This is a genomic window from Streptosporangiales bacterium, assembly GCA_009379955.1.
In the GTDB taxonomy this organism is placed as follows: Bacteria; Actinomycetota; Actinomycetes; order Streptosporangiales; family WHST01; genus WHST01.
Genome location: WHST01000034.1, coordinates 27425 through 53295, shown reverse-complemented (window position 1 = coordinate 53295; position 25871 = coordinate 27425). Strand labels below are relative to the sequence as shown.

Annotated in this window: 19 protein-coding genes; 10 read left to right on the top strand and 9 right to left on the bottom strand. The window is 71.6% G+C overall.

The features are described 5' to 3' along the window. Positions 1-839 precede the first annotated feature (839 nt). Both GEV10_12750 and GEV10_12745 read left to right on the top strand, forming a co-directional pair. Positions 840-1175 (top strand): hypothetical protein, encoded by a 336-nt coding sequence (locus GEV10_12750; GenBank protein MQA79325.1) that lies wholly within the window; start codon positions 840-842, stop codon positions 1173-1175. Beyond that, a complete protein-coding gene (locus GEV10_12745) occupies positions 1168-1644 on the top strand; it encodes a nucleoside deaminase (GenBank protein MQA79324.1) in 477 nt (158 codons plus the stop codon). The genes GEV10_12750 and GEV10_12745 overlap by 8 nt, the downstream gene beginning before the upstream one ends. On the opposite strand, the gene GEV10_12740 is transcribed toward GEV10_12745, so the two are convergent. Both GEV10_12740 and GEV10_12735 read right to left on the bottom strand, forming a co-directional pair. Further along, complete coding sequence (locus GEV10_12740; protein ID MQA79323.1) at positions 1641-5603, bottom strand: hypothetical protein; 3963 nt, start codon at positions 5601-5603, stop codon at positions 1641-1643. The two genes, GEV10_12745 and GEV10_12740, sit on opposite strands and share 4 nt — an antisense overlap. Positions 5604-5608: 5 nt before the next feature. Further along, the gene (locus GEV10_12735; GenBank protein MQA79322.1) at positions 5609-6835 is read right to left on the bottom strand and encodes an MFS transporter; all 1227 of its coding nucleotides are present in this window, start codon (positions 6833-6835) and stop codon (positions 5609-5611) included. A gap of 245 nt (positions 6836-7080) precedes the next feature. On the opposite strand from GEV10_12735, the gene GEV10_12730 reads away from it, so the two are divergent. The 4 genes from GEV10_12730 to GEV10_12715 are packed head-to-tail and all read left to right on the top strand — an operon-like array spanning position 7081 to position 11754. After that, positions 7081-8466 (top strand): extracellular solute-binding protein, encoded by a 1386-nt coding sequence (locus tag GEV10_12730; GenBank protein MQA79321.1) that lies wholly within the window; start codon positions 7081-7083, stop codon positions 8464-8466. Next, positions 8463-9395, top strand: a complete 933-nt coding sequence (locus GEV10_12725) for an ABC transporter permease subunit (GenBank protein ID MQA79320.1) — start codon at positions 8463-8465, stop codon at positions 9393-9395. The genes GEV10_12730 and GEV10_12725 overlap by 4 nt, the downstream gene beginning before the upstream one ends. Continuing rightward, positions 9395-10282, top strand: coding sequence for an ABC transporter permease subunit (locus tag GEV10_12720; protein ID MQA79319.1), 888 nt, complete (start codon positions 9395-9397; stop codon positions 10280-10282). Before GEV10_12725 ends, GEV10_12720 begins: the two co-directional genes overlap by 1 nt. Beyond that, positions 10279-11754: a sulfatase-like hydrolase/transferase gene (locus GEV10_12715; protein ID MQA79318.1), complete on the top strand. Its 1476-nt coding sequence runs from the start codon at positions 10279-10281 to the stop codon at positions 11752-11754. The genes GEV10_12720 and GEV10_12715 overlap by 4 nt, the downstream gene beginning before the upstream one ends. A gap of 66 nt (positions 11755-11820) precedes the next feature. Here GEV10_12715 and GEV10_12710 read toward each other — a convergent pair whose 3' ends face one another. Further along, the gene (locus GEV10_12710; protein ID MQA79317.1) at positions 11821-13014 is read right to left on the bottom strand and encodes an MFS transporter; all 1194 of its coding nucleotides are present in this window, start codon (positions 13012-13014) and stop codon (positions 11821-11823) included. A gap of 153 nt (positions 13015-13167) precedes the next feature. Between GEV10_12710 and GEV10_12705 the strand changes: the two genes are divergently transcribed. Next, positions 13168-13560: a hypothetical protein gene (locus GEV10_12705; GenBank protein ID MQA79316.1), complete on the top strand. Its 393-nt coding sequence runs from the start codon at positions 13168-13170 to the stop codon at positions 13558-13560. Positions 13561-13658: 98 nt separating this feature from the next. Continuing rightward, positions 13659-16877: an AAA family ATPase gene (locus GEV10_12700; GenBank protein MQA79315.1), complete on the top strand. Its 3219-nt coding sequence runs from the start codon at positions 13659-13661 to the stop codon at positions 16875-16877. 22 nt (positions 16878-16899) lie between these two features. On the opposite strand, the gene GEV10_12695 is transcribed toward GEV10_12700, so the two are convergent. The 3 genes from GEV10_12695 to GEV10_12685 form a co-directional block, all read right to left on the bottom strand. Then, entirely contained in the window at positions 16900-17715 is an 816-nt protein-coding gene (locus GEV10_12695; protein MQA79314.1) for an ABC transporter permease, read from the bottom strand. A gap of 106 nt (positions 17716-17821) precedes the next feature. After that, positions 17822-18805 (bottom strand): ATP-binding cassette domain-containing protein, encoded by a 984-nt coding sequence (locus tag GEV10_12690; protein ID MQA79313.1) that lies wholly within the window; start codon positions 18803-18805, stop codon positions 17822-17824. A gap of 216 nt (positions 18806-19021) precedes the next feature. Further along, the gene (locus GEV10_12685; GenBank protein MQA79312.1) at positions 19022-19528 is read right to left on the bottom strand and encodes a hypothetical protein; all 507 of its coding nucleotides are present in this window, start codon (positions 19526-19528) and stop codon (positions 19022-19024) included. Positions 19529-19840: 312 nt separating this feature from the next. Here GEV10_12685 and GEV10_12680 point away from each other — a divergent pair, with 312 nt between their 5' ends. Together GEV10_12680 and GEV10_12675 are read left to right on the top strand one after the other, a co-directional pair. Next, entirely contained in the window at positions 19841-20929 is a 1089-nt protein-coding gene (locus GEV10_12680) for a helix-turn-helix domain-containing protein (GenBank protein ID MQA79311.1), read from the top strand. Positions 20930-21003: 74 nt separating this feature from the next. Continuing rightward, positions 21004-22326 (top strand): M20/M25/M40 family metallo-hydrolase, encoded by a 1323-nt coding sequence (locus GEV10_12675; protein MQA79310.1) that lies wholly within the window; start codon positions 21004-21006, stop codon positions 22324-22326. A gap of 95 nt (positions 22327-22421) precedes the next feature. On the opposite strand, the gene GEV10_12670 is transcribed toward GEV10_12675, so the two are convergent. From GEV10_12670 to GEV10_12660, 3 genes are all read right to left on the bottom strand, one after another. Then, positions 22422-23936, bottom strand: a complete 1515-nt coding sequence (locus tag GEV10_12670) for a hypothetical protein (GenBank protein ID MQA79309.1) — start codon at positions 23934-23936, stop codon at positions 22422-22424. A gap of 91 nt (positions 23937-24027) precedes the next feature. Then, positions 24028-25050 (bottom strand): hypothetical protein, encoded by a 1023-nt coding sequence (locus tag GEV10_12665; protein MQA79308.1) that lies wholly within the window; start codon positions 25048-25050, stop codon positions 24028-24030. A gap of 70 nt (positions 25051-25120) precedes the next feature. Beyond that, positions 25121-25843, bottom strand: a complete 723-nt coding sequence (locus GEV10_12660) for a sortase (GenBank protein ID MQA79307.1) — start codon at positions 25841-25843, stop codon at positions 25121-25123. Between the last annotated feature and the right edge of the window lie 28 nt (positions 25844-25871).

The following is a 25871-nucleotide window of genomic DNA, read 5'->3' as shown; positions in this document are numbered from 1 at the left end:
TCGACCGGCGCAGACGCGAGGTCGACGGTGTCGAGGGCGGCGTGGGTGGTGCCGGAGGCGGGGAGTGCCTCGATCCGGTCCGGCTCCTCGACGTCGAACATGTGTTCGAGTCTACCACAACTGAGAGACGGTTGATAGGCCGGATTCCCTTACGCAGCAACGGTTTCCGTGAATCAACGGTCACCGCAGACAGACCGGGAAGCGAGGCAGCCACAGAGCTGCCTCACCCCGTAGACGCCGCGTACTTGGGTCGGGCGGTGGGTGTCAAGATCCCGCCAGACCACCGCACCCACCCAAGGCCAGACGCGGGTTCTTGACACCCACCGCCCGACCCCAACACTCAAAAGAGGGGTGAGGCAGCGTCCCACGAGACAAGGACAGCGGCCCAGAGACGAGCCAATGACCCAAAACCAGAACCTAGGCGTATCCTCAAAGGAGTTGCCCAGGACCCCGGTGACGCCGACCTCGTCGGCGGAGAGCCCGGAGGGTCCGCGATGGCACGTCACCACCGCCCCAGCCGAAGTCCGTCGAACGAGTCGGCGGTCTCCCAGGACCCCACCGGGGCCCTGGACACGGTCGTCCGCCGAGGTTCGAGGGACGCGCCGCTCCTCAGGGGTGAGCGGCGCAACCCTCGGCGTGACGTATCGGGGAACCGACAGGGCCGGTGGTGACGCGACCGGCCCTGTCGGCCCGCGACTACGCTGACCGCCATGTCACCCGGCAACCGCCCAGGGCCGCGGCCGACGACGTCGACCGAGGGACCGCACCGCCAACTCGACCAGCAGGCGCCACCGGAGCTGTGGGGTCGCCTCGTCGCCGCGTCGCTCGCGCTCCCGCACGTGGTCGAGGGGCGCAGCCAGGTCTCGCCCGTCTCCTCCCGCGCGCTGCTGTTCGACGACCTGACCGATGTCGTGGCGACCGAGACCTCGCTCGCGGTCGACCCACCGCTCGAGCCGGTCCACCTGCACGGGGTCACCGACACCAGCCTCCACCTGTGCCTGCCACGCGGGCGCGCGGCGCAGGTGTGCGAGCAGGGCTGGGGCGAGCCGCACGGGTACGCCGACCACGACACCGAGATCATGGTCTACGGGCCCCGCGACGACGCCGAGCTCGCGGTCGTCATCGGCCTGGTCAGGGAGAGCCTCGACTTCGCCCGCGCCGCGGCTCATGATTGACAACACCGACATGCGGTACCTGCGCCGCTGCGTGGATCTCGCCACCGAGGCTTTGGAGGCGGGCGACGAGCCGTTCGGCTCGGTGCTCGTGGGTGCCGACGGCGCCGTCCTCGCCGAGGATCACAACCGGGTCGCAGGCGGCGACCATACCCGGCATCCGGAGTTCGCCCTCGCCCGCTGGGCAGCGGAGCACCTCACGCCGGACGAACGCGCGGCCGCGACCGTGTACACCTCGGGCGAGCACTGCCCGATGTGCTCCGCGGCGCACGGCTGGGTCGGGCTCGGCCGGATCGTCTACGCCGCCTCGTCCGAGCAGCTCGCGTCATGGCTCGCCGAGCTCGGCGTCCCGCCGCCGCCGGTGCGTGCGCTCGCGATCCGCGACGTGGTCCCAGGCGCCGTCGTCGACGGTCCCGCGCCGGAGCTCACCGACGAGGTACGTGCCCTGCACGCCCGCCTGCACTCCGGCTAGGACTCGTAGCGCAGCAGGCGGACGGGGCCGAACAGGCCGGTACGTACCTGGCCGGCGACGATCGCGCGGGTCGGCGACGCGTCGTCGAGGTAGCCGGCGAGGGTGCCGCGGACGACGACCTCGATCTCGTTGTCGCCGTCGCGCAGCGCGTCGGTCACGTCGGCCGTCCAGGGCCCCCAGACGAGCCGGCCGCAGAGCGTGCCGTTGACGGAGACGTCGGCGCAGCCGCGTACCTCACCCAGGTCGAGCAGTGTCCGCCGCCCGTCCGGTGCGGGCAGCCGCACGGTGGTGCGGTACCGCACCTCGCCGCCGAGTGCACGCAGGCCCAGGTCGGCCCAGCTCGCCAGCGGCACCTCGGTCTCCGCGACGGTGACCTCGACGGCGCCGTCGAGCAGCGCACCGCCGCTGCGCCCGTCGGTCGCGCGCAGTCGCAGCAGCACCGGCGTTCCGGGCGCCAGCGGTCCGGCCGGCGTGACCTGCCCGCCGACCACCTCGTACGACCGCCCGCCCACCGTCGCCGTCACCTCGAGCGCGGTCGGCACGCGCAGCGCCGTCGTGCCCGCCGGCGCGGCCAGCCGAAGCCACTCGAACCGCTCCGCGACGTCGACGCCGGGAACGACGGGCACGACGACGTCGCCGGGCGCGGCCGCAGGCTCCAGCCACGCTGCGCCGGGCAGCGGATGCGGTCGTGGCCAGGCGCAGACGAACCGCGGGTCGTGCGGATGCCGTCGCCGCAGCCGCAGCGGTACGTCCGCACCGTCCGTCGTCGCCCGCCAGCCCGGTCCGCTCACCAGCCCGAGCCCGCCGCGCTCCCGCGGCAGCGAGTCGACGAGGGCGGCGGTGGGGTCGGCGGCGACCGTGGTGACCCGCACCGTCAGGACGTTGTCGCCCACCCGCAGCACCTCGCCGAGGTCGTACGGCTGGACGCGCACCTCGCGGAAGCCGGGATACGGGCTGAAGTCGCCCTGCCGCCCGACCTCGACGCCATTGACGAGCAGCGCGCACGGGCCGTCACTCGCCAACTGCACGCGCGGGTGGGCGGGGACCGCGTCGAGCGTCAGCACGTACGTCAGCTCGGCGACCCGGCCCACGGGTCCCGCGTCACCGGCGACGAGCCACTCTGGCCGCCGGTACGCAGCGGGGTCGGCGACGACGGCGAACGACGCGCGGACGGGCCCTGACTCCTCGGCGCGCAGCACGATCTCCAGCGCGGCGGTCGTGCCGGCCGCCTCGGCGGGCAGCGGACTGAACGACTGGTAGCCGTCGCCGTCGATCGCGAGCGGCACCCCGTCGAGCGACACCTCGCGCGCGGCGTTCGCGCCGACTGCGAGAGACAGGCCGGTGCGGTCGGGCAGCGGCAGGTGCGTGCGGACGGCGACCCGCGCGCCCGCCGGGACGTCGCGCCAGTCGAGGAACTCCTCGGGGACCCGGCCCTTGGGGCCGAGCGTCTCCTCGTGCACCGGGTCGTCGCGGATGCCCCGCGACAGTGACCAGACGGCCGGCTGCCAGGTAGCGGCGGGCTCCTCGGTCCCGTGCCAGGGACCGCGGACCTCGGCGAACGGTCCGTCGCCCGCGACGACGGGCTGCCAATCCTCCTCGACCGGTACGGCGTCGGCGGCACCGACCGCGTGCTCCATGCGCCACACCTCGATCGGGAGCACGCCGTCGCGCGCAACCGCGCCGAGGTCACCCCACCTGTTGTCGAGCGTCGAGGTCGCCAGCGCGCGCCACGGCCCGGGGACCTCGACGGCGCCGATCTCGGCGCCGAGCGGCACTCGCGTGGGGGCGGGCAGCTCCTCGGCGAGCACGACGAGCGCGACCGCGCCGTCGTCGAACGCGACCTCGAACGTCCAACCGCCGTCATCCGTTGCGGTCACGTGGATCTCGGTGCGGTGGCCCGTGCCGGGATCCCACCGCTGCGCGCGCGGCCGGCGCAGCCCGTCGACCCGCACCCGGGCGCACCGACCCGCGGGCGGGACGAAGCGGTACCCGATCGTCCGCAACCGCTCCCAGTACACGTCCCAGGGGAAGCCCGCGCTCGACCAGTCGCCCGGCTCGAGCGAGACGACGGGCGCCGCCGTCCCGGTGCGGTCGTCGTGGGCGGTGAGCGCGACGACGTGGGCGTCCGCGTACGACCGCAGCAGGTGCGGCGCGTCCGCGCTGACCCGCACCGGCCCGGCGACCACGGCGTCGACCACCGCGTCCGTGGAGTCGGCAACCGCGACACGTCCGCTCGCGACGGCCGCCGCGAACTGCTGCCCCTGGCTCGGATCGCCGCCGAGGAACACCTCGGGCGTGGTGCCGGCGCACACCACCCGCCCGCCGGCCTCCGCGAACCGCGCCAGGGTGCCGGCCGTCGCCGCGTGCAGGGCGTGGACGTCGGGCAGGACGACGGTCCGGTAGGTCTCCGCGCCGATCCGCAACCCGATTGGCTCGCCGGATCCGCCGACCACCTCGCCGGACGCGACCGTACGGTCGTCGAGCACGTCGTGGTCGACGCCGGCACGTTCGAGCACACCGCGCCGCTCGGCGTACCAGGCACTCACGCCGTTGAGCGCGTGGTACGACTCGGCCGCTGCCGTGGCGGGTGTGAGCGGACCGTCGAGCGTGAGGTACGCCTGCGCGGTCGTCGTCGGCGACAGCAGCACGGTGTCGCACACGTGCGTACCGGCGGTCAGCACCGAGCACAGCCGCGCCACCGCCCTGGCGAACACGTGGTACGACGGCCAGTACGGCTGCCGCCAGCAGGTGGACGGCGGCGCCCACTCCCACCAACCGCCCGACGTGCCGTAGTAGACGGCGTGCGGATCGTAGAGCGTGGCCCCGCGACGCAGGAACGGCGCGAGCCAGTCGTAGGTCTCCTCCAGCGTGCCGCCCCAGCCGGACGAGTGGAACGCCTCGATCCACGTACGCGGGCTGCCGTTCGCGTGGGCCAGCGAGCTGTGCACCTTCGGGTCGCCCCAGTGGTCGCTGCCCGGTGCGCCGTAGCCCGCGTGCGTGCCGAGGTAGTCGCCGTACACCTCGACGCCGCCGACCGGGTCGCCCTCGCGCGCCGGGGAGCGCTGGTCGAATCCGCACAGCAGGCCGCGTTCGGCAAACCAGGCGTCGTGCGGGTCGAAGAACGCGCGCCTGGCCAGCCGGGCACGATGCTCGTGGTAGTCGCGACGGACGGCCGCGGCCTTCGGGTCCGTGCCCTCCCAGAGGGCCCACAGCCACGGGACGAGGTCGTAGCCGTATGCGTCGGCGAACGTCTCGGCGAAGTCGCGGCCCCACGTCGGCATCGCGGGCAGCTCGTCCTGGAAGAAGCCGTGGATGCTGCGGCCGAACCACAGGCCGACGCGACGCTCCAGCTCGCCGTGCACCTGGTCGAGCAGCGCCGCGCACGCCTCGGCGCCGAAGTAGTCGAAGCCACTGACACCGGCGTGCACGAGCGTGACCCGCGCCGGTCCGCCCGTCCACCTGGCCGCACCGTCGACGACGGGCACCTCGACCGGCTCCGACGTCCCCACGGGGACGGCGTACGCAGCGAGCGGGACGTGTCCGGTCGGGGCGCGCACGACGGCGTCGCCGGGAGCGTCGATGCCGGTGCGGTAGAGCGCGAGCCCGGCGAAGTCCCGGCGGTCCGCGATCAACCGGCCCTGCAGGTTCGCCCCGGAGAAGCCGAGCTGGTCGTACATCCACAGCCGGAAGCCGAGCTCCTCGGCGTACGCGCACACGCCGTCCAGGAGCGCGAACCACGCGTCGCTCATGAACGGCGGGTCGTCGGCCATCGAGCCGTAGAGCGGTCCCGTCGGCGCGAGGCAGATCACGACGGCCTGCCTGACCTCCTGCGCGACGAGCTGCTCCAGCTGCCAGCGCAGCCGCTCCTCGGTGAGCGTGTCGCCGCTCCACCACCACAGGGGCAGCGGGCCGAACTCCGGTGCCGGATTGGTGAAGCGGGCAAGCAGCTCGTCGGTCACGGCGGTCAGACGGTCTCCGCGCTCGGACTCGCGACGCCGGAGCGCTCGCTCTCGATCTGCTCGAGGGACTTGCTCACCGTGTCCGGCATGAAGAAGAACCCGAGGAACCCGCTGACAACGAGGAACAGCGACAGCAGCGCCGCCACCGGATCGATGCCCGTGGTCGCGAGGACGGGCACGAAGAAGCTCCACATGCCGAGCACGAGCCGGGCGGCGCCGAACGTGAGGCCCTGCGCGGTACCCCTGAGCATCGTCGGGAACAGCTCCTGGCTGAACACCTTGTAGAACGCCTCGCCCGCCAGCGCGGCACCGACCGCGAACAGCACGATGTTCAGCACCACGGTGAGCACCGTGAACGGCAGCACGAGGAAGAGGGCGTACGCGACGATCTGCATGATCGCGCCGACACCCCACATCAGCTTGCGGGTGCCGAAGCTCCGGTCGGCGAACCGCATGAAGATCAGGACGGTGCACACCACGCCGATGAGGAACCCGGCGCACGACAGCGCGACGCTGCCCGCCTGGCCGGTGGCGCCGAGGGTCTTGATGATGTACGGGTTGAAGATCCCCGCGGTACCCGCGGCGAGCCCCCAGAACACGTAGATGCCGCCGGTCCACAGCAGGGCGCGGAGGTTCGAGCCGCTGAACAGCGCCTTGAGGCGCCTGCCGGCCTGGCTGGCCGAGTCCCTCGCGCTTCGCCAGCGCAGCGACTCGGACATGCCACGACGGAGCGCCCAGGTGATGACGGCCACCGCGGCGAGATGCAGGAACACGATGCGGATGCCGAGCAGGTTCAGGGGCGAGAGGACGAGCGCGAGCACCAGGACGACCACAGGACCCATGTTCCACGCCACCTGAGTGAATCCGACCAGTTTCCCCCGAGCGCCCGCGGGCGAGAGCTCACCTACCAGGGCCAGCGAGGTCGGGACGTCGGCGCCGACCGCGACGCCGACGACGAAGGTGCCGACGAACAGCATCTCCGGCTCGAAGGAGAAGGCGATGCACAGGATGCCGACCGCGTACACGAGCAGGTCCCACTTGTAGATCCGCTTGCGGCCGAGCTTGTCGCCGAGCCGGCCGCCGATGACCGAACCGATCGCCGCGCCGATGGCGTTGGGCCCGATGGCGGCGAGCACGCCGATGCCGCCGCTGGTCAGCTCGAACCTTTCCTGGAAGAGCGCCAGCCCCGCACCGAGCGCGACGATCGACCCGGCGTCGAGGTACGACGCCATGCCGGCGAGCACCGACCACTTCCACTGCTGCCGCGTGACCGTGCCGCCGTCGTCGCCCTGCACCGGAGTGCTCATGCCCGCCCGCCTCCTCGTCGAGGTTCGGTGGCACGGACGATAGTCATCCCCGCCGCGGATGGGGAAGATCGGAATGAAACGTTTCACGGATCGTGATCGCTTGACGCGGCGACCCGAACTCGGAGTAGCGTTCCGACCTTGATGACGGAGAGAACCTCACGGAGGCGGCGATGGGACGGGTCACCCGGCAGGCGCTGACCGGAGTTGCCGTCGGCGCACTCCTGCTCGGCACGGCATGCGGAGGTGGAGGCGGCGGCGAGGAGGACAAGTCGATCACCTTCTGGACCCCGCACAACACCCCGGCCCGCATGGCGATCCAGAAGGAGATCGCCGCCGACTTCAAGGAGAAGACCGGCATCACGGTCAAGGTCGTCGGCCTCGCCGGCAAGGACCAGAACCAGAGCATCGCGTCGGGCGCCGCGTCCGGCGACCTGCCCGACGTCGTCCTGCACGGCGTCGATCAGACGGTCGCGTGGCAGTCGCAGGGTCTCCTCGACGAGGACGCCGCCGCGGACGTCATGGAGTCCCTCGGCGAGGACACGTTCAACGAGCAGGGCCTGAAGTTCGCGAAGGTCGACGACGCGTACGTCGCGGTCCCGAGCGACAGCTGGGGGCAGATGCTCTTCTACCGCAAGGATCTCTTCGAGAAGGCGGGCATCCCGGTCCCCACGACGCTCGGCGAGGTCGTCGACGCGGCGAACGAGCTGAAGAAGGGTGACACGGCCGGCATCGTCCTCGGCACCAAGCCGGGCGACCCGTTCGTCACCCAGACGCTCGAGTGGGTCGCCCTGGCCAACGGCTGCCAGCTCGCCAAGGAGAACACCAACGAGCCGACCCTCACGTCGAAGAACTGCGTGAACGCGCTCAGGGCCTATCAGGACCTCACCAAAGCGTCGGTGAAGGGCGCCCAGGACGTCGAGTCGACCAGGGCGGCGTACCTCGCCGGCCGCGCGGCGATGATCTCCTGGAGCACCCACCTGCTCGACGAGATCGGCGGACTCGACGACAACTTCCCGCCGACCTGCAAGCAGTGCAAGAAGCAAAAGGACTTCATCGCCAAGAACACCGGCATCATCACCACGCTCGGCGGCCCCGACGTCCCGCAGGGCACGCAGTACGGCCTGCCGTTCAACCTCGGCATCATGCGCAACACCAACACCGACGGCGCCAAGCAGTTCGTCGAGTACCTGCTCGCCGAGGGGTACGCGAAGTCGCTGTCCACCGCCGCCGAGGGTCGCTTCCCGATGCGCAACGGCACCAAGGACGACCCGGAGGCGTACATCGAGCAGTGGAACGAGCTGAAGATCGGCAACACGAAGGTGCAGCGACCGATCGTCGACCTGTACGGGAAGCCCGGCCTCGAGTCGATCGAGAAGGGTGCGACCAACATCGACCGCTGGGGCTTCGGGCACGGCTACGGTGAGCTCGCCGCGTCACTCGCGACGCAGAACGTCCTCGCGCAGGATGCCGAGGAGCTCTTCACCGGCAAGGATCCCGCCGCCGTGGCGAAGACGATGCAGCAGTCGGCCGAGACCGCGGCGAAGGACCTGGAGTGAGCCGACGGCCCCTGACTCTCGCCCGTAGGGAGAGCCGGGACGGCCGCCTGCTCCTCTCGCCCACACTTCTCGTCGTCGCGCTGGTCGTGGTGGTGCCGTTCCTCGGCACGCTGTGGTTCGCGTTCCAGGACCTGCGGCTGATCGACATCCCGAGCCTGTCGGTGCTCGACTTCGAGCCGACGCTCGAGAACTTCGAGCGGATGCTGACCACGAGCGGCTTCTGGACCTCGCTGCGCACGACGGTCCTCTACGCGCTGCTGTGCACGATCACCTCGGTCGGCGCGGGTCTCGTCCTCGCGCTCGCCATGCGGCGACCCTTTCGCGGCAGGGGTCCCATCCGCGCCCTGGTGCTCGTCCCCTACGTCCTGCCCGTCGTCGCGGCGGTCACCACGTGGCAGGCGGTGCTGAACCCCCAGTACGGCCCGGTCAACGCCTTCGGCATGCGCTTCCTCGGTTGGGACGAGCCGATCAACTTCCTCACGACGGGCTCGTACGACGTCGCCGGCCTGCCGGTGCCGCTGGCGTTCCTCAGCATCGTGGCGTTCGAGACGTGGAAGTGCGCGCCGCTCGCGTTCCTGTTCATCACCGCGCGCCTGCAGACGGTCTCGAAGGACCTCGAGGAGGCCGCGCTCATCGACGGCGCGTCGCCGTTGCAGTCGTTCCGCCACGTCGTCCTGCCCGAGCTGCGCGGGGTGCTCGCCCTCCTCGCGGTGCTGCGGTTCATCTGGACGTTCCAGAACTTCAACGACCCCTACCTGCTGACGAGCGGCGCGGGCGGCACCGAGGTGCTCGCGATCCGCGTGTACAACGAGCTGATCAACCGCAGCAACGTCGGCACGGCGTCAGCACTCGGCTTGGTCCTCACGGTGCTCCTCGCCGGGCTCCTCGTCGCGTACGTACGGATGTCGCGGTCGAGGGAGGCTGCCTGATGAGTACGCCCGCAGCGTCACGCGACCTTCGGCACACGGTCGAGCGCAACGTGCTGCGCGTGCTGCGCTGGGTCGTCATCATCGGCGCGATCGTCTTCACCGCCGGTCCGCTGCTGTACACCGTCCTGCTGTCGATCCGACCGCTCAGCTCGATCGTCAACGAGCCGCTCCAGTTCATCCCCTCGCTCTCGGAGATCGACTTCGGCTCGTACGTGCGCGCACTCTCCGGTGAGGCGTCCAACGGCTTTGGGCTCGGCCGTTTCATGGGCAACTCGCTCTTCGTCGCACTCGGCACGACGGTGCTGTCGGTCGCGTTCAGCGCGCTGGGTGCCTACGCGGCCGTACGGCTGCGGTTCCTCGGCAGGGACACCGTCAACGGGTTCTTCCTCGCGATCTACGTGCTGCCGGGCATCGTGCTCGCGGTGCCGCTGTTCGTCATGTTCAGCTACATCGGCCTCAAGGGCACGCTGCCCGGCCTGGTCATCATCTACCTCGCGCAGACGATCCCGCTGTCGCTCTACATGCTGCGCAACTACTTCCAGGCCGTGCCGGTGAGCGTCGAGGAGGCCGCGATGATCGACGGGTGCGGCCGGCTCGGCATGATCCGCCGGGTCGTGCTGCCGATCGCCGTGCCGGGTCTCGCCGCCACCGGGCTGTACGTCTTCATGATCGCGTGGAACGAGTTCCTGTTCGCGTTGCTGTTCCTCGTCCAGGACAGGGACAGGTGGACGGTGTCGCTCGGGCTCGCGCAGTTCAGTGACGTCGGCGTACCCGTCACCGTGCTGATGGCCGGGTCGATCGCGATCACGCTGCCGATCGTCGTGCTGTTCTTCGCCGCCGAACGGATGCTGGTGTCCGGCCTCACCGCGGGTGCGGAGAAGGGATGAGCGGGCAGCGACCGAACATCCTGCTCGTCACCACCGACCAGCAGCGGTACGACACGCTCGCGCCGTACGCTCCGTCGTTCCTGCGCACCCCGCACCTCGATCTGCTGCGGCACCAGGGCGTGCGGTTCGACCGGGCGTACGCGGAGACGCCGATCTGCGTCCCGTCACGCGTCTCGCTGCTCACCGGGCAGAGCCCGTTCCGGCACGGCATGACGGCCAACGGGTCGAGCTCTGCCGTCGCCGGTCGCACCGGCACGCTGCCCGCCCGGCTGCGCGACCTCGGGTACGCGACGTGCGCGGTCGGCAAGATGCACTTCACGCCGGAACGCGCGCGGCACGGGTTCGACGAGGTGCTGCTGCCCGCCGACTACTACCGGGCGATGGCGGAGAGCGGCTCGCCGCTGCAGCCGATGCGCCATGGGCTCGGACAGAACGAGCTGCATCCCGGCGCCTCGACGGTCCCCGAGGCCATGACGCTCACGTCGTGGATCGCGGAGCAGTCGGTGCGCTACATCCGCGACCGGCGCGACCCGACGTGCCCGTTCTTCCTGTGGACGTCGTTCAGCAAGCCACACCCGCCGCTCGACCCGCCGGAGCCGTACGCCTCGATGTACCTGCACGACGAGATGCCGGCGCCGACCTCGGCTGCATGGAGCAGCGGTGACGGCTGCCCCGAGGCGTTCGTCAGGCAGCGGCAGCGCGGTGGCTACGACCTGCTGTCGCCCGAGGTCGTGGCCGCCGCCCGACGCGCGTACTACGGCCTGGTGACACACGTCGACTACGCGTTCGGCCGGGTGCTCGCGGCGCTGCAGGACGTCGACCTGCTGCGCGACACGACGATCCTGTTCACCTCCGACCACGGCGAGTTCCTCGGCGACCACCGGTGCGGTAACAAGGTGATGTTCCACGACGTCTCGGCGCGCGTGCCCCTGCTGTACCGTCCGGCGCGCGGCGACGACACGGTCGGGGCCGGCGGCGTCAGCGACGCGCTCGTCACGCACACCGACGTCGCCGCGACGATCCTCGCCGCCGCCGGCGGCACCGTGCCGGACGACTGGGACGGCACCGACCTCGACGCACTCGCCCGCGGGACGGCCGCGCCCCGCGAGCGGCTGCTCGGCATCGCACACGACCGTGCCCAGGACTCGGACGCTCCGGCCGAGCCGCCGGTCCACCTCGCGCTCGTCCGCGACCGGTGGAAGTATCTCTGGTACCCCGAGGGCCCGAGCGAGCAGCTCTTCGACCTGACCGCCGACCCCGCCGAGTGCGACGACCTGGCCCGGCGCGACCCGCGACGCGGGGCGGAGCTGCGTGCCGAGCTCGTCGAGGAGCTCGAGCGCCGCGGGTCACCGTGGACGGCGGACGGCACCCTCGTCCGCGTGCCGCCGCTCGGCGACACCGAGCGCGAGCGCCGCGCCGCCGGCTGGCCGGGTCTGCACACGGAGACGTACGGCGTGGACGTCCGCCACTGATCCGACGCGCGGCCACCACCACGTGAACGGCACCCTCACCGTGTCCAGGCACGGTGAGGGTGCCCCTCACGGGTGCGCTCGGTGGCTTCGACGCTCCAGCCACCAGGCTGCCACCGTCGCGGCCATCGCCACGGCCAGCCAGGAGCAGATGAGGCCGACGAAGGCGGGCCAGCCGGCGGTGCCGTAGGCGAGGCTGCCGGTCGTGCCGCCGATGCTGCTGCCGACGTAGTACGCGAGCAGGTACACCGCCGACGCCTGGCCGCGCGCCAGTGGCGTCGCGCGGACGCCGACCCAGCCGCTCGCCACTGAGTGGGCGCCGAAGAAGCCGCCGGTGAAGACCACGAGTCCGGCGATCACGAGCGCCAGGTTCTCCGGCAGGCTCAGCGTGATCCCGGCAACCGCCGCGGCGAGTCCGGCGAGCAGGACGACCGGGCGCCCGAGGCGGCCGGTCACCCACCCCGCCGTCGCCGAGGTGACGCTGCCGGCGAGGTACGCGAGGAACACCAGCGTCGCCAGCGCGGGCGCGAGATGGAACGGCGGCCCGACGAGCCGGAACGACAGGACGTTGTAGACCGCGACGAACGAACCCATGCCGAACGCCGCGACGACGTACGGGCCGTAGAGCACCGGGTCGCGGACCGCGTCGCGCATGCCGTGGACGAGCGGACGCCACTGGGCGCCGGTCCGCACCTCGCGCCGCGGCGCCGGCAGCAGCACGACGAACACCGCCGTCGCGAGCGCGGCGAACACGCCGACCGCGAACAGCCCGGCATGCCAGCCCGCGACGTCGCCGACGATCCCCGCGACCAGCCGCCCCACCAGGCCGCCGACCGACGTGCCCGCGACGTAGACGCCCATGCTCGGGCCGACCTCCGCCGGGTCGACCTCGTCGGCGACGTACGCCATCGCCACCGAGGGGACCCCCGCGATCGCCATGCCCTGCACCGCGCGCAGGACGACGAGGCCGGTCAGCGAAGACACCAGCGGCAGGACCAGCCCGATGGCCGTCGCGACGACCATCGACGTCACCATCAGCCGCCGCCTGCCGACCGCCTGGGCCACGGCGGCGAGCGGGATGCCGGCGAGGGCGAGCCCGGCCGTGGTCGCCGAGATGGTGAGGGACGCCTCCGCCGGCGTCAACCGGAAGTGGTCGGCGAGCTGCGGGAGCACTGGCTGCGGCGCGTACATCAGGGCCAGCGTGGCGAGGGCGGCGGCGAGCAGGGAGACACGGATCCGCCGCAGCCTGCCCCGCGAGCTCATCGACTCATGCTAGGAGCTGATCTTGGTGACGGCCGTGACCGGGATCGCACTCGGTTCACATCGCAAGAGGGCTATTGACAATCATTGTCACGATCTTGGACGATTGCGGTGTGTGATCATCATGTCACTGTTCGCGCATACTCGGAGGAACCTATGTCGCTGACCGTCCCTGCCAACCTGATCGACGACGCGCGCCGCGGACGCGTCCTCGACCACGACTTCGTCGACTGCGTGCGCACGTCCCTGCCGTACGCGTACGACATGGTCGACCGCCTCGTGAACGAGCTCGGGGCTGCCGACCGCCCGTTCGTGGACAACCAGGAGGAGCCACCGGACGAGACCGCCCGCGGTCAGGTGCTGCGCGCGATGTCGAGCAACGCCATCCGGGCGGCACTCGAACGGCACTTCAACATCGTGCTCGCGTTCCAGAACTGCCACCGGGTCGCCGTGTTCGCACCGAACGCGCGCAGCAGCCCGGAGTACCGGGAGTTCACGTCCATCGAGAGCCAGGTGCTGAACCAGCGGCCCGAGTTCGTCAACTGCTGATCCGAACCCGCCGGCCGGGGCGTCGTCACGAGCGACCGTCCCGGCCGGCGCTCTCGCGTGCCGGCCAGTCCCGCGTGCCGGGGTGACACGATGGACGCGTGCGAGTCGCGCTGCTCGGGCCGGTCGAGGTCCACGACGACGACGGACGCGCGTACGCCCTCGGCGGCCCGCGTCCCCGCGCGCTGCTCGCCCGCCTCGCCCTCACCCCCGGGGTCGTCGTCCTCTCCGGCACGCTCGCCGCGGACCTGTGGGGTGACGACGCTCCCGGCGCCAACGCCTTGCACACCCTGGTCTCCCGGCTCCGTCGCGCGCTCGCCGCGGTCGGCGACGACACCGCCGGCGCGCTCGAGTCCCACGCCGCCGGCTACGCCCTGCGGGTGGGCATCGACGACGTCGACCTGCTCTCGGTCGAGCACCTCGCCAGGGCCGCCCGCACCCACCTCGCCGACGGGGACGCGACGGCGGCAGGGCGGCTGGCCGGGGACGCACTCGCGCGGTGGCGCGGCGAGCCGCTCGCCGACGTGGGTGACGCACCGTTTGCCGCGAGCGTGGCCGTCCGTGCCGCCGAGCTGCGCCTCGACCTGCACGACACGGCGGTCGACGCCGCGTTCCGCACCGGCACCGCCGTCGACCTCACCGGCCTCGAGGCACGCGCACGGGCGCATCCGTTGCGCGAGCGCCTCCAGGTGCAGCTGATGCGTACGCTCTACGACGCGGGCCGCCAGAGCGACGCGCTCGACGTCTACGCCCGCACGCGCAGGGCGCTCGTCGACGAGCTCGGCGTCGAGCCGTCCGCCGAGCTCGGCGAGACCCATCTCGCGATCCTGCGCCAGGACGACGCCATCCGCCCGCGGGCCCGTGCCACGACGCCGCTCCGCTCCGCGCTGCCGGCCCAGCTCACCAGCTTCGTCGGGCGCGAGCACGAGCTCGACCGCCTCGTGGCCGCGCTCGACACCTCGCGCCTCGTGACGGTGGTCGGGCCGGGCGGCGCGGGGAAGACGAGGCTCGCCACCGAGGCCGCGGCACGCGTCGAGGCCGGACAGCGCGACGGCGTGCACCTCCTCGAGCTCGCTCCCGTCCACGAACCCGCACAGCTCCCCAGCGCGGTCCTCGCCATGCTCGGGATGCGCCAGCAGAACCTCTTCAAGCAGATGGACGCCGAGCGCCCGCAGGTCACGGACGCCATGGAGCGACTGCTTGGCAACCTCGCGACGGCGCACGTCCTGCTCGTCCTCGACAACTGCGAGCACCTGGTCGAGTCGGCCGCCACGTTCGCGGCCGAGGTGCTCGCCGCCTGCCCGGAGGTACGCATCCTCGCGACGAGCAGGGAACCGCTCTCGATCACCGGCGAGACACTGTGCCCGCTCCCACCTCTCGACGTCCCGCCGGACGACTCCTCTCCCGGCGACGCGGTCTCCCACGCCGCCGTGCGGCTGTTCGTCGACCGGGCGCGCGGCGTGCGTCCCGACTTCGTCGTGACCGACGACAACGTCGCGGCCGTCACTACGATCTGCCACCGGCTCGACGGCATGCCGCTCGCCATCGAGCTCGCCGCCGCGCGGATGCGCGCGATGTCGCCGCACCAGCTCGCCGACCGGCTCGGCGACAGGTTCCGGCTGCTGACCGGCGGCAGCCGCACGGCGATGGCGCGCCACCAGACGCTCGGTGCCGTCGTCGACTGGTCGTGGGACACCCTCGACAAGCCCGAACGCCTGCTGCTGCAGCGGCTGGCCGTGTTCGCGGGACCCGTCACCCTCGCCGACGTCGAGGAGGTGTGCGCCGACGAGGACCTGCCCCGCGACGACGTCTTCGACGTGCTCGCCGCCCTCGTCGACAAGTCCCTCGCCGACCCGGTGGGCGACGCCGACGTGCGGTACCGGCTGCTCGAGACCATCCGCGCGTACGCCATGGACCGGTTGACCGACTCCGGCTCCGCCGACCGGTTCAGGGACCGGCACGCGGCGCACGTCCTCGACGTCACCAGGCACGGCGAGCCGCTGCTGCGCGGGCCCGACCAACTCCGCACGGTGGTCCGCCTGGACGGCCTGCGCGAGGACATCGCCGCCGCCCTGCGGTGGAGCATCGAGTCCGACGACACCGCGACGGCGACCGGGCTCGTCGCCGCGGCCGGCTGGTACTGGATGCTGCGCGGCATACACGGCGACCTCAGGTACTGGGCGCCCAGGGCGGACGCGCTCACCGGCGACGCGGACCCCGAGGACCGTGCGATGACCGCACTCCTCGGCTCGACCGCCGCATCCGCCGACGACACCCAGGGCCTCAAGGAAGGCCTGCGCCGAGGGCTGGCAGCGCTCGCCGGATGCGAGAAGCCGTACCGGTTCCCTATGCTCGGCCTGCTCGAGCCGGGTGTCCACCTGCTCGAGAACGACTTCGAGGGCAGTCTGCCCCTGCTGGCCGACATCATCGAGGACGACCCCGACCCGTGGACCCGCACGACCGCCCGCGTGGTCAGGAGTCAGGTCGGCGCGTTCCTCGGCGACGGCGCGATGGTGACCGCAGACCAGGACATCGTCTACGACGAGTACCGCGCGCTCGGCGACCGGTGGGGGACGGCCGTCTCGCTCGCGATGCTCGCCGACCGGCACGCGCGCGCGGGTGAGTACGCGACGGCGCTCGACGCGTACCGTCGCGCGCTCGACGACATGCGCGCGCTCGGTTCGGGCGACGACGTGGCGCAGACGCTGGTCCGGATGGCCGAGCTGCACGCGGTGTCCGGCGACTTCGACGGCGCACGCGCGGCTCTGGCCGATGCCAGGGAGCTGCGCACCAACCTCTGGTGGCCGGCCCAGGACGCCTACGTCGACGCCGGGGAGGCCGACCTCGCGTTCCGCGAGGGCAGGCTCGACGACGCCGCGAGACGGTACGCCGAGGCGATCGCCCGGGTCGAGGCGACGCCCATGCCGTCGGCGTCGCAGATGCGCGTCACGATGCACCTCGGCCGCGCCAGGGTCGAGACGGCCGCCGGGCGGCTCGACGAGGCGGCGGCGGCGTTGCGCACGGCGTACGAGCTGGCCGAGCGGGCCCACGACATGCCGTTGGTCGGCCTCGTCGTGGAGGGCTTCGCGGCCCACGCGCTGGCGGCGGGCGACGCCGAGGGGGCGGCACGGCTTCTCGGCGCCACGCGCGCGGTGTTCGGCACCGTCCCCTCGGCCAACCTCGACCACGCCGCGCTCGTCGGACGCACCCGCGACGCGCTCGGCGACCCGGCGTACGACCGGCTGCACGCCGAGGGCGCGGACCGTGACCGTGCCGGTGCCCTCGAATGGCTGCGCGGCCGGATCACCCCCCGAACGTGATCCGACCGCGCTCGTGCCGGTGTCAGGCCCTGCGCCGGTAGAGCCACACCGCGAGCGGCGCGAAGACGACCACGATGCCGACCGCCCACGCGACGGCGGCGACGGTGGCGCCGGCCGCCGGGTCGCCGGCGAAGAGGCCGCGGGTCGCGGTAATCAGGTGGCTGACGGGGTTGACCTCGACCCAGGCCTGCAGCCAGCCCGGCATCGACGACGGGTCGGCGAACAGGTTGCTGCCGAAGGTGAGCGGCATCATCACGACGATCGCGAGGGCCTGGACGCCGGACGGCTTCCGCACCAGCAGCCCCACGGTCGCCGTCACCCAGCTCAGCGCGAACGTGAACGCGAGGACGAGCAGGCAGCCGGCGAGCACGCCGAGCGGGCCGCCGGTGAAGTCGAACCCCAGCACGAGTCCCGCGACCAGCACCACGAGCACGCTGACGACGTACGTCGCGAGGTCTGCCAGCACCGCGCCGAGCAGCGGCGCCCACCGCGCGATGGGCAGGCTGCGGAACCTGTCGAACACGCCCTTGGTGATGTCGTCGGCGAGCGAGGCGCCGGTGCCCATGCTGGCGAACACCACCGTCTGCACCAGGATGCCCGGGAGCACGAACTGCAGGTACGTGCGCCAGTCGCCGGAGATCGCGCCGCCGAACAGGAACACGAACAGCGCGATGAACAGGATCGGCTGCAGGACGAAGCCGATGAGCTGCTCCGGCGCGTTCTTGACCCGCACCAGGTTGCGCCACCCGATGGTGAGGCCGTGCCGCACTCCGGCGAGCGGCGACACCCGGTGCCGCGTGGGTGTCGGCAGGCTCGGTTCGAGCGTCGTGGCCGTCATGAGCAGTCCTCCAGAGTGAGCATCGCAGCGACAGGGCAGCCGGTCAGCGCTGAGCAAGCCGTCAGTGAGCGAGGAACGGAGCGGCGGAGGACTGCGGGGTACAGAGTCACGCGAGGCTCCCTTCGGGAACGGCCGGTGTCGTGGTGTCCGCGTCCTCGGCGCGATGGCCGGTGAGTGCGAGGAAGACGTCGTCGAGGCTGGGTCTGCCGAGCGTGAGCTCGTCGACGACCAGGCCGGCGGCGTCGAGCCGGCGCACGACGGCGAGCAGCATGCCGGGATCCTCGGTGGGTGCCGCGACGGTCATGCCGTCGGACTCACGCGTCGGCGCCGTCGCCGTCACCTCGGCGACGATCGCCGTGAGCGTCACCAGGTCGGACTCGTCCCTCGCGCGGACGCGGAGCGTCTGTCCGCCGACGCGGCGCTTGAGCTCGGGCGCACTGCCGCTCGCGACGACGACGCCCTTGTCGAAGACGGTGATCTCGTCGGCGAGGCGCTCCGCCTCGTCGAGGTACTGCGTGGTGAGCAGGACGGTGGCACCGCCGGAGACCAGCGCACGGATGACTTCCCACACCTCGCGCCTGGCGTACGGGTCGAGCCCCGTGGTCGGCTCGTCGAGGTAGAGCACCGACGGGTTGCCGACGAGGCTCGCGGCGAGGTCGAGCTTGCGCCGCATGCCACCGGAGTACGTCTTGGCCCGGCGACCCGCCGCGTCGGTGAGCTCGAACCGCTCCAGCAGCTCGCGGGCTCTCGCCTTCGCCGCCGACCGTGACATCTCCAGCAGCCGGCCGATCATCACGAGGTTCTGGGTGCCGGTGAGCTCCTCGTCAACGGACGCGTACTGGCCGGTGAGCCCGATGAGCCGCCGGACGTCGTGCGCCTGCCTGACCACGTCGTAGCCACCGACCGTCGCCCTGCCCTCGTCCGGACGCAGCAACGTGGAGAGGACACGCACCGCCGTCGTCTTGCCGGCGCCGTTCGGGCCGAGCAGGCCGAGCACCCGCCCCTCGGGCACCACGAGGTCGACACCCCCGAGCGCGACCGTCTTCCCGTACCGCTTCACGAGCCCCTCGGCCTCGATCATGTTCGCCATGTGTTCCCTCCGTGAAGGCCTGACAGGACCAGGCTCGCCGAGTGCACTGTCAAAACCCGCACAGGCGACTGACAGCGGAGGTGTCAACTTACATTGACGGCTTCCACTCGTCAACTCACGTTGACACGATGGCGATCATGAGGGAGACGACGAACGAGATCGCGGTCACCGGGTCGTTGTCCTCGCCTCTCGGACACGACCCGATGATCGACTGGCTCAGGCGTGGCGTGGCACGACGTTGAAGACGGTACTCGTGCTGAGGCTCTCACCGGCCGGTATGCAGTCGGCGGCAGGATCCGCCGCGAACCCGTCGCAGTGCCGTTTGGTCAGCGTCCAGTAGATCTCGACAGTGTGCTCGCCGACGCTCAACCGTCGTGCGCTGAAGGGTTCGAGGGTGGTCCACTCCGGCGCTTGGCTGTGGACAGTGACACCGGACGAGCTGTCCGGTGCGACGAAGAGATCCCCGTACGCGCCGAGCTTCGCGTGCGCGAGCAGCTCCCGCCGGTCGACGGTCCTGGCGATCTCTACCTGGCCGGCGCGGCTGACGACGTACCTGGCTTGCGAGACCTTCGAGAGAAAGTCGACCATCGGAGCCGGGTGGTTCGGCCGGTAGCCCTCGGGGTAGACGGTCTCGATGGTCTCCCCGTCGACCTGGGTTCCCGGTGGCAGCTGAGCGATCCAGCCGTGGGCCCGGTAGAAGGTGCGGCCCTGAACGACGGTCACACAGGGCGGATGGTGGCCTTGCAGGTTCAGCCAGATGACGTCCGCACGCCGGATTCCGAAGTAGGCCCGCACGTTCGAGCCGTTGTCACTGGTGCAGACCGCTCCTCTCGGAGATTCGGCGGCCGCGGCACTCGGGAACGCCAGCGACGTCGCGATCAAGGTCGTCACTACGATGAGCCGCATCAGTGACCGAAGCACTGGGCAGTCTCCTCTCCGCGGGGTCAGACACCGAGCCGATGCTAGGTCCTGCCCACGCCGGTGACGATTGATTCGGAATTGACGACATTGGCCACCATCCGCTTCCACCTCCCCGTGGACCCCGTCGAGAGCGTCTGTTTCAGCTACGGGCCGTTGCTCGAGGCGGTGTTCAGCCTCCATGTGCTCGTGGAGCCGCAGCGGCACCCGCTCCATCACCCGTGGATCCGGCAGATGCGACAACTGCCGCCGTCGCTCCGCCGCGAGATCGCGGCCCATGCCGCCGTCCTGGGCGCATCACCGCCGGGCGCGGGCACGGCGCTGCCTGATCCACTCGGTCGGTTTCCGGCTGATACCTCGGCGTCGTTCCACGACGGTCTCGCCGACCTGCGCGCGCTGCCGGCCGAGACGATCACCGCGGAGTTCGCGGAGGCACCGGCCTTCGCCGCCCGGCCGGAGCCCGAGCACACCGACTCCGCACGGCAGATGGCACGCGACGACCCACCTGCCTTCATCGAGCGCCTCTGCCGGCTCCTGGAGGACTACTGGGACGCGGCGTTCGAGAAGGAATGGCTGCGCGTGGAACCGCGGCTCGCGGACTCCGTCAGCGAGGCCGGCCGACTGTTGCTCACCGCCGGCCTCACCGGGTTCGTCGACACGCTCGGACCACGTGTGCGCGGCTACCCAGGCCGCCGGCAGTTCGACCTCGACGTCACCTGTGCGCCGCAGTGGGGATCGGCCGCCGACCTCCAGAACACCGAAGTGATGGTGACGGACACGTTCACCTTCGTGCCGAGCGCGTTCTCCTGGCCGCACATCTGGTACAGCGTCGACGCACCATGGTCGATCGGCATGACCTACGATCCCTCGTTCGTCACCAGGCAGGCGCGACCTCGCATCCCACCGACAGACCTGGTGTCCGTCCTGCGGGCATGCGGCGACGACGTTCGGCTCCGCACGTTGCGCTGGATCGCCGAGCGTCCACGGAGCACCCAGGAACTCGCACCGCTGGTCGGTATCACCGAGTCATCGCTGTCCAAACACCTGCACCAGCTCACCGAGAGCGGAGTGCTCGAGCCACACCGCGACGGCCAGTACGTCCTGTACCACCTGCGCCGCGAACGACTCAGGCCGCTGACGGAGAGTCTCCTCGCGTATCTCGATCCGGCCGACCCGGAGCAGCCTCCACGACCTGTTCGACCGTGATCGACCTCGTCACGGCACGGACTATTTCGCCCGTGCCGCTCGGCGTGCCAGGCTGGGCGGATGGACGCGATCCGGTGGGGAGGCACGTCGTGAGCGGGACCGACGCGGAAGGTGAGGTCGTCGACCTGTGCCGCGACCTGATCAGGATCGACACGACCAACACCGGTGACGGCTCGGGACCCGGCGAGCGCAAGGCCGCGGAGTACGTCGCGTCGCGCCTCGACGAGGTGGGCGTCGAGCACACCATGTTCGAGAGCGACCCGCGTCGCACCAGCATCGTGACCAGGCTCGAGGGCACCGACCCCTCCCTACCGGCGCTGCTCGTGCACGGCCACCTCGACGTCGTGCCCGCGAGAGCCGACGACTGGCAGGTCGACCCGTTCTCCGCCGAGGTGCGGGACGGCTGCGTCTGGGGCCGCGGCGCGGTGGACATGAAGGACATGGACGCGATGATGCTCGCGCTGCTGCGTGACTTCGTCAGGACCGGACGCCGACCCCGTCGCGACATCGTGTTCGCCTGGCTCGCCGACGAGGAGGCCGGGGGCAGGCTCGGCGCGAAGTACCTCGCCGCGCACCACGCCGACCTGCTCGACGGCTGCGACCACGCCATCAGCGAGGTGGGCGGCTACTCGTTCGAGGTCTCGCCCGAGCTGCGGCTCTACCTGATCGAGACGGCGCAGAAGGGTCTCGCCTGGATGCGCCTCACCGTCGACGGCACGGCGGGTCACGGCTCGATGACCAACGCCGACAACCCGGTGACCACGCTCGCCCAGGCGATCGGGCGGCTCGGCTCGCACGAGTGGCCGGTCACGCTGACACCGACCGTACGCACGTTCCTCGGCGAGGTCTGCGACGCGTTCGGCATCCCGTTCGACCCCGACGACCCGTCGCAGGCGCTCGAGCGGCTCGGCCCGCTCGCGAGGTTCGTGGGAGCGACGGTGCAGCACACCGCCAACCCCAGCGTGCTCGACGCCGGGTACAAGGTCAACGTGATCCCCGGTCGTGCCGTCGCCGAGGTCGACGGCAGGTTCCTGCCCGGCCGCGAGGACGAGTACTTCGCCACGGTCGACGAGCTGCTCGGCCCCCGGGTGCACCGGGAGATGATCCATCACGACATCGCGCTGGAGACGAGTTTCGACGGCGCACTCGTCGAGTCGATGATCGCCGCGCTGCGAGCCGAGGACCCGACGGCGCGCGCGGTCCCTTACTGCCTGTCCGCGGGCACCGACAACAAGTCGTTCGCGCCGCTCGGCATCCGCGGATTCGGCTTCGTGCCGCTGCGGCTGCCGCCCGAGCTCGACTTCGCCGGCATGTTCCACGGCGTCGACGAACGTGTACCCGTCGAGGCGCTGACGTTCGGCGTCCGGGTGCTCGACCGCCTGCTCACGACGTACTGACGTCCGCGCCCGGACACAGCGAAGGGCCGGCACCGCCTCGCGGTGCCGGCCCTCGCGGGTTACCGAACTATTACCGAACTACAACTGCTGGATCGTCAGGCGACGGTCGAGACGGGCAGCGTGGTGTGGCCGCCGCCGTTGGAGGAGCTCGCCGCCGTCGAGAGCGCCCACACGCCGTTGCTGAACGCGTCCGAGAAGGCGTAAGCGACGTTGTCGAACGGTCCGGTCATGTAGCCGTCAGACGAGGCGGAGCAGAGGCCGGCGTAGCAGTGCATGGCGCCGGTCTCGTTCTGCGTGACGCTCGAGTACGGGGTCAGCGCGAGCTGCGACTCGTTGCTGCCCTCGTTGTCGAACGCCTGCACAACGGCACCCAGCGGGTGCGCGTAGGTGCTGCCGTTGCCGTTCTGCATCAGGCCGCCCAGCGGGTGCGCGTACAGGTTCGACCCCGCCTGCCCGTCCTTCGGGAAGGCGGTCGAGACCGCGCCCAGCGGGTGCGCGTACAGGCTGCCCCACTGGTTCTGCATCACCGCGCCGACCGGGTGCGCGTACGTGCTCGACGGACCGTAGCCGTTCGCCGGGAAGGTCTGCGCCACCGCGCCGACCGGGTGCGCGAACATGTTGCCCCACTGGTTCTGCATCACCGAGCCGACGGGGTGCGCGTACACGCTCGACGGGCCGAAGCCGTTCTGCGGGTACGAGTTGGTCACCGCGCCGACCGGGTGGGCGTAGGTGCTGCCGAACTGGCTCTGCATCACCGCCCCGACCGGGTGGGCGTACGTGCTGGACGGCCCGAAGCTGTCGTTGGCGAACGTCTGTGCCACCGCCCCGACGGGGTGGGCGTACAGGTTGCCGCCACCGTGCTGCGCGACCGCGCCGATGGGGTTGGCGTAGATGCCCGACGGCGCCTGGGTCAGCGTGCCGAAGGTCTGCTGCACGGCACCCACCGGGTGCGCGTAGGTGCTGCCGCCGCCGTTCTGCTGCATGCCGCCGACGCTCAGCAGCGAGAAGACCTGCTGCCCGAGCGCGCCGGTGTCTCCGACGCCGCCCGAGATGCCGCCGAGGCCGCCGCTCGTGCCGCTGCCGCCACCGGTGACCCCACCGAGGCTGCCGCCGACGACGTTGCCGAGGCCGCCGGTGACCCCACCGAGGCTGCCGGTAGCGCCGCTGAGGCTGCCGAGGCCGCCGGTCGCGCCGCCGATGCTGCCGAGGCCGCCGCCGACACCGCTGACACCGCCGCCGCTGACGCCGTGGCTGACGATCTTCGGCCCGCGGACGATGCGGTTGGAGTGCTGCGTCGCCTTGCTCTTCTTCACGGCCTTGACGGCCTTGACCGAGTTGACCGCGTGTGTCTTGGTCGCGGTGGCCTTGACGCTCTTCGTGGCCTTGGCCGGCACCCGGTTGACGTCACCGGTGGCGCCCTGCACGCCCTGGCCGAGCGCGCCGTTCACGACACCGCCGACGTCGGGGAGCCCGATGCCGGGCAGTCCCTGCGACACCTGCTGCGGCGCCTCGGTCACGGGCTCGGCGGCGTTCGCCACACCGGCTCCGACGACGACGAATCCTGCTGCGAGAAGCGTGGCCTCGAGCGACCTACGCACCCATGTGTTCACGAATAGATCCCTTCTCAGTTCCAACTCTGTGGGGAAAGCTGCATCGCGCGACGGGGGCGCCCGCGATGCCCTCGGTACCGCTCAGCCGACGTCAGTCGGGGGATACCGAGGGACTTTCCTGCTCGTCGGAACAAGGGTCATCGTCTGTGGGCCGGATCACGGCCGAGGGACCCGACGCGGCGAGCACCGAGATGGGCTCTGCGTACGCGTGGTTCCCCGCCTGTCCGGCGCCCCCGCCCATCTGGGGCGAGGAGCTGGTACCCGGGGCGCTCTGGCCGACGGGCAGGACCGGGAGCTCGTCGGTGTCACCGGTGTCGTCGGGGACGCCGGCGGGTGAGTGCGCCGTCGTGGGGATTGCGCCGGCGTCGACGTCGGCTCCCTGCACGTCCCCCGCGAACCGCGGGCCGTCACCGGCCGGTGCGATCGGGGAGGTGACCGTGGGTGCAGCGGGTGTCGCGCCACGGACGGACGGCTCGCCCGCCGCGAGCGCGACGACCCCGCCGAGCGCCGGCGAGGCGATGACGGGACGGACCTTGCCCGCCACGTCCTGCAGCGCGCTCCCGACCGGGTGCGCCAGCGTCGCGGCGATCGGGCGGAGCCCGTCCGCCGTCGCCTTGGCACCCGACACGATCGGGCGGCCGACCTGGCCGACGGCCGACACCACAGGCTGGTTGATGTCGACCGCGGTGGCGCGGACCGGAGCGAGCAGGTGCAGTGCCTCGTCGGTGGTCAGTGGTGTGGCCGACTCCAGGTCGAGCGCGGTGTGACCTCGTGCCGCCGTGCGGTCCGCCACGGCGCCCGTCGTCGACGCCTCACGCGATCCGTCCACGGCGTGCCCGCCGACCCCGACGGTCGCCGTCGCGGTCTCACCGACGGCGCGTGTCGTGTCGTCGACGGTCCGCAGGGCGCCAGGGAGCAGGCCGGGCGACGCGCCGTCCTCCGCCGCCGCAGCGGTGCTCGAGGACACGAACGCCAGCGCGCACCAGGCGAAGAGGCAGAAGAGGCCGACGAGGAGCGTGCGGCCGAGGAAGGAACGGAGTGCCCGGCGCGACCCTGCGCGCCCCTCCGCGACGGCATCGCTGCCCGTCACAGTGCTGGCACTCTCCGTAGTCATTGCTACCGAACGTAGCTGACAAGATCACGGTCTGCAACTGTATCGGCGTGGCGAATCGCCGGCGCGTCGCTCAGCCGACGGTACGGCTCGTCACCAGCGAGGCGTAGACGACCACGTTGCGCTCGTCCGGTGCCGGGGTCGTGCCCGGAGCGGTGCAGGTGATGAGGCGCAGCGCGGCGTGGTCCGCGGCACCGTAGACCTCGCGTGCGGGGAAGTGCTCCGCCGGATAGCGCTCGACCCGGTCGACCCGGAAGACGGCGACGACCTCGTCGGCCCGCACGACTTCGACGAGGTCCCCGCGGCGCAGCGTCTCGAGCCGGCTGAAGACGGGCCGGTCGGTCTGTCCGGCGGGCCGGTGGACGTGGCCGAGGATCACGGCGGGTCCGACCTCACCCGGCGTGGGCGAGTACTCGTACCAGCCGGCGCGGGCGATCTGGTCGGCCGCGGGCACCGCGACCGTGCCGTCGGTGCGCAGTCCGAGGGCGAGCAGCCGGGAGCGCAAGCCGATCGTGCGGATCCGCAGCTCGACCGGTGCGGCCCTGCCGAGCACGGGTCCGCGCACCGCCGGCGACGAGGACCGGTGCTGCGGCGTGGCCTTCTCGGTGACGTTCGCGGACGCGCGCGGCCTGGCGCTGTCACCACCGCCCGTGCGCACGAGACCGACGGCAGTGGTCGCTCCAACCGCGGCACAGACGGCGACGATCAGGAGCACCCGGGGTGCCTTGCGGGAACCGCTCCTGCCGTGTGCGTGCGCACCGGCGTCGGGCCGCCGCACCCTTCTCGCTCTGCTCATCGGACCCCCAGTCCAGGGAGGACTGACT

What these genes read in the sequence shown, in the direction of transcription:
- GEV10_12745 (MQA79324.1), top strand. Translation starts at nt 1,168, where the DNA reads ATGATTGACAACACCGACATGCGGTACCTGCGCCGCTGCGTGGATCTC.
- GEV10_12735 (MQA79322.1), bottom strand. Translation starts at nt 6,835, where the DNA reads ATGGCGTCGTACCTCGACGCCGGGTCGATCGTCGCGCTCGGTGCGGGG.
- GEV10_12715 (MQA79318.1), top strand. Translation starts at nt 10,279, where the DNA reads ATGAGCGGGCAGCGACCGAACATCCTGCTCGTCACCACCGACCAGCAG.
- GEV10_12710 (MQA79317.1), bottom strand. Translation starts at nt 13,014, where the DNA reads ATGAGCTCGCGGGGCAGGCTGCGGCGGATCCGTGTCTCCCTGCTCGCC.
- GEV10_12690 (MQA79313.1), bottom strand. Translation starts at nt 18,805, where the DNA reads ATGGCGAACATGATCGAGGCCGAGGGGCTCGTGAAGCGGTACGGGAAG.
- GEV10_12695 (MQA79314.1), bottom strand. Translation starts at nt 17,715, where the DNA reads ATGACGGCCACGACGCTCGAACCGAGCCTGCCGACACCCACGCGGCAC.
- GEV10_12660 (MQA79307.1), bottom strand. Translation starts at nt 25,843, where the DNA reads ATGAGCAGAGCGAGAAGGGTGCGGCGGCCCGACGCCGGTGCGCACGCA.
- GEV10_12705 (MQA79316.1), top strand. Translation starts at nt 13,168, where the DNA reads ATGTCGCTGACCGTCCCTGCCAACCTGATCGACGACGCGCGCCGCGGA.
- GEV10_12665 (MQA79308.1), bottom strand. Translation starts at nt 25,050, where the DNA reads ATGACTACGGAGAGTGCCAGCACTGTGACGGGCAGCGATGCCGTCGCG.
- GEV10_12730 (MQA79321.1), top strand. Translation starts at nt 7,081, where the DNA reads ATGGGACGGGTCACCCGGCAGGCGCTGACCGGAGTTGCCGTCGGCGCA.
- GEV10_12720 (MQA79319.1), top strand. Translation starts at nt 9,395, where the DNA reads ATGAGTACGCCCGCAGCGTCACGCGACCTTCGGCACACGGTCGAGCGC.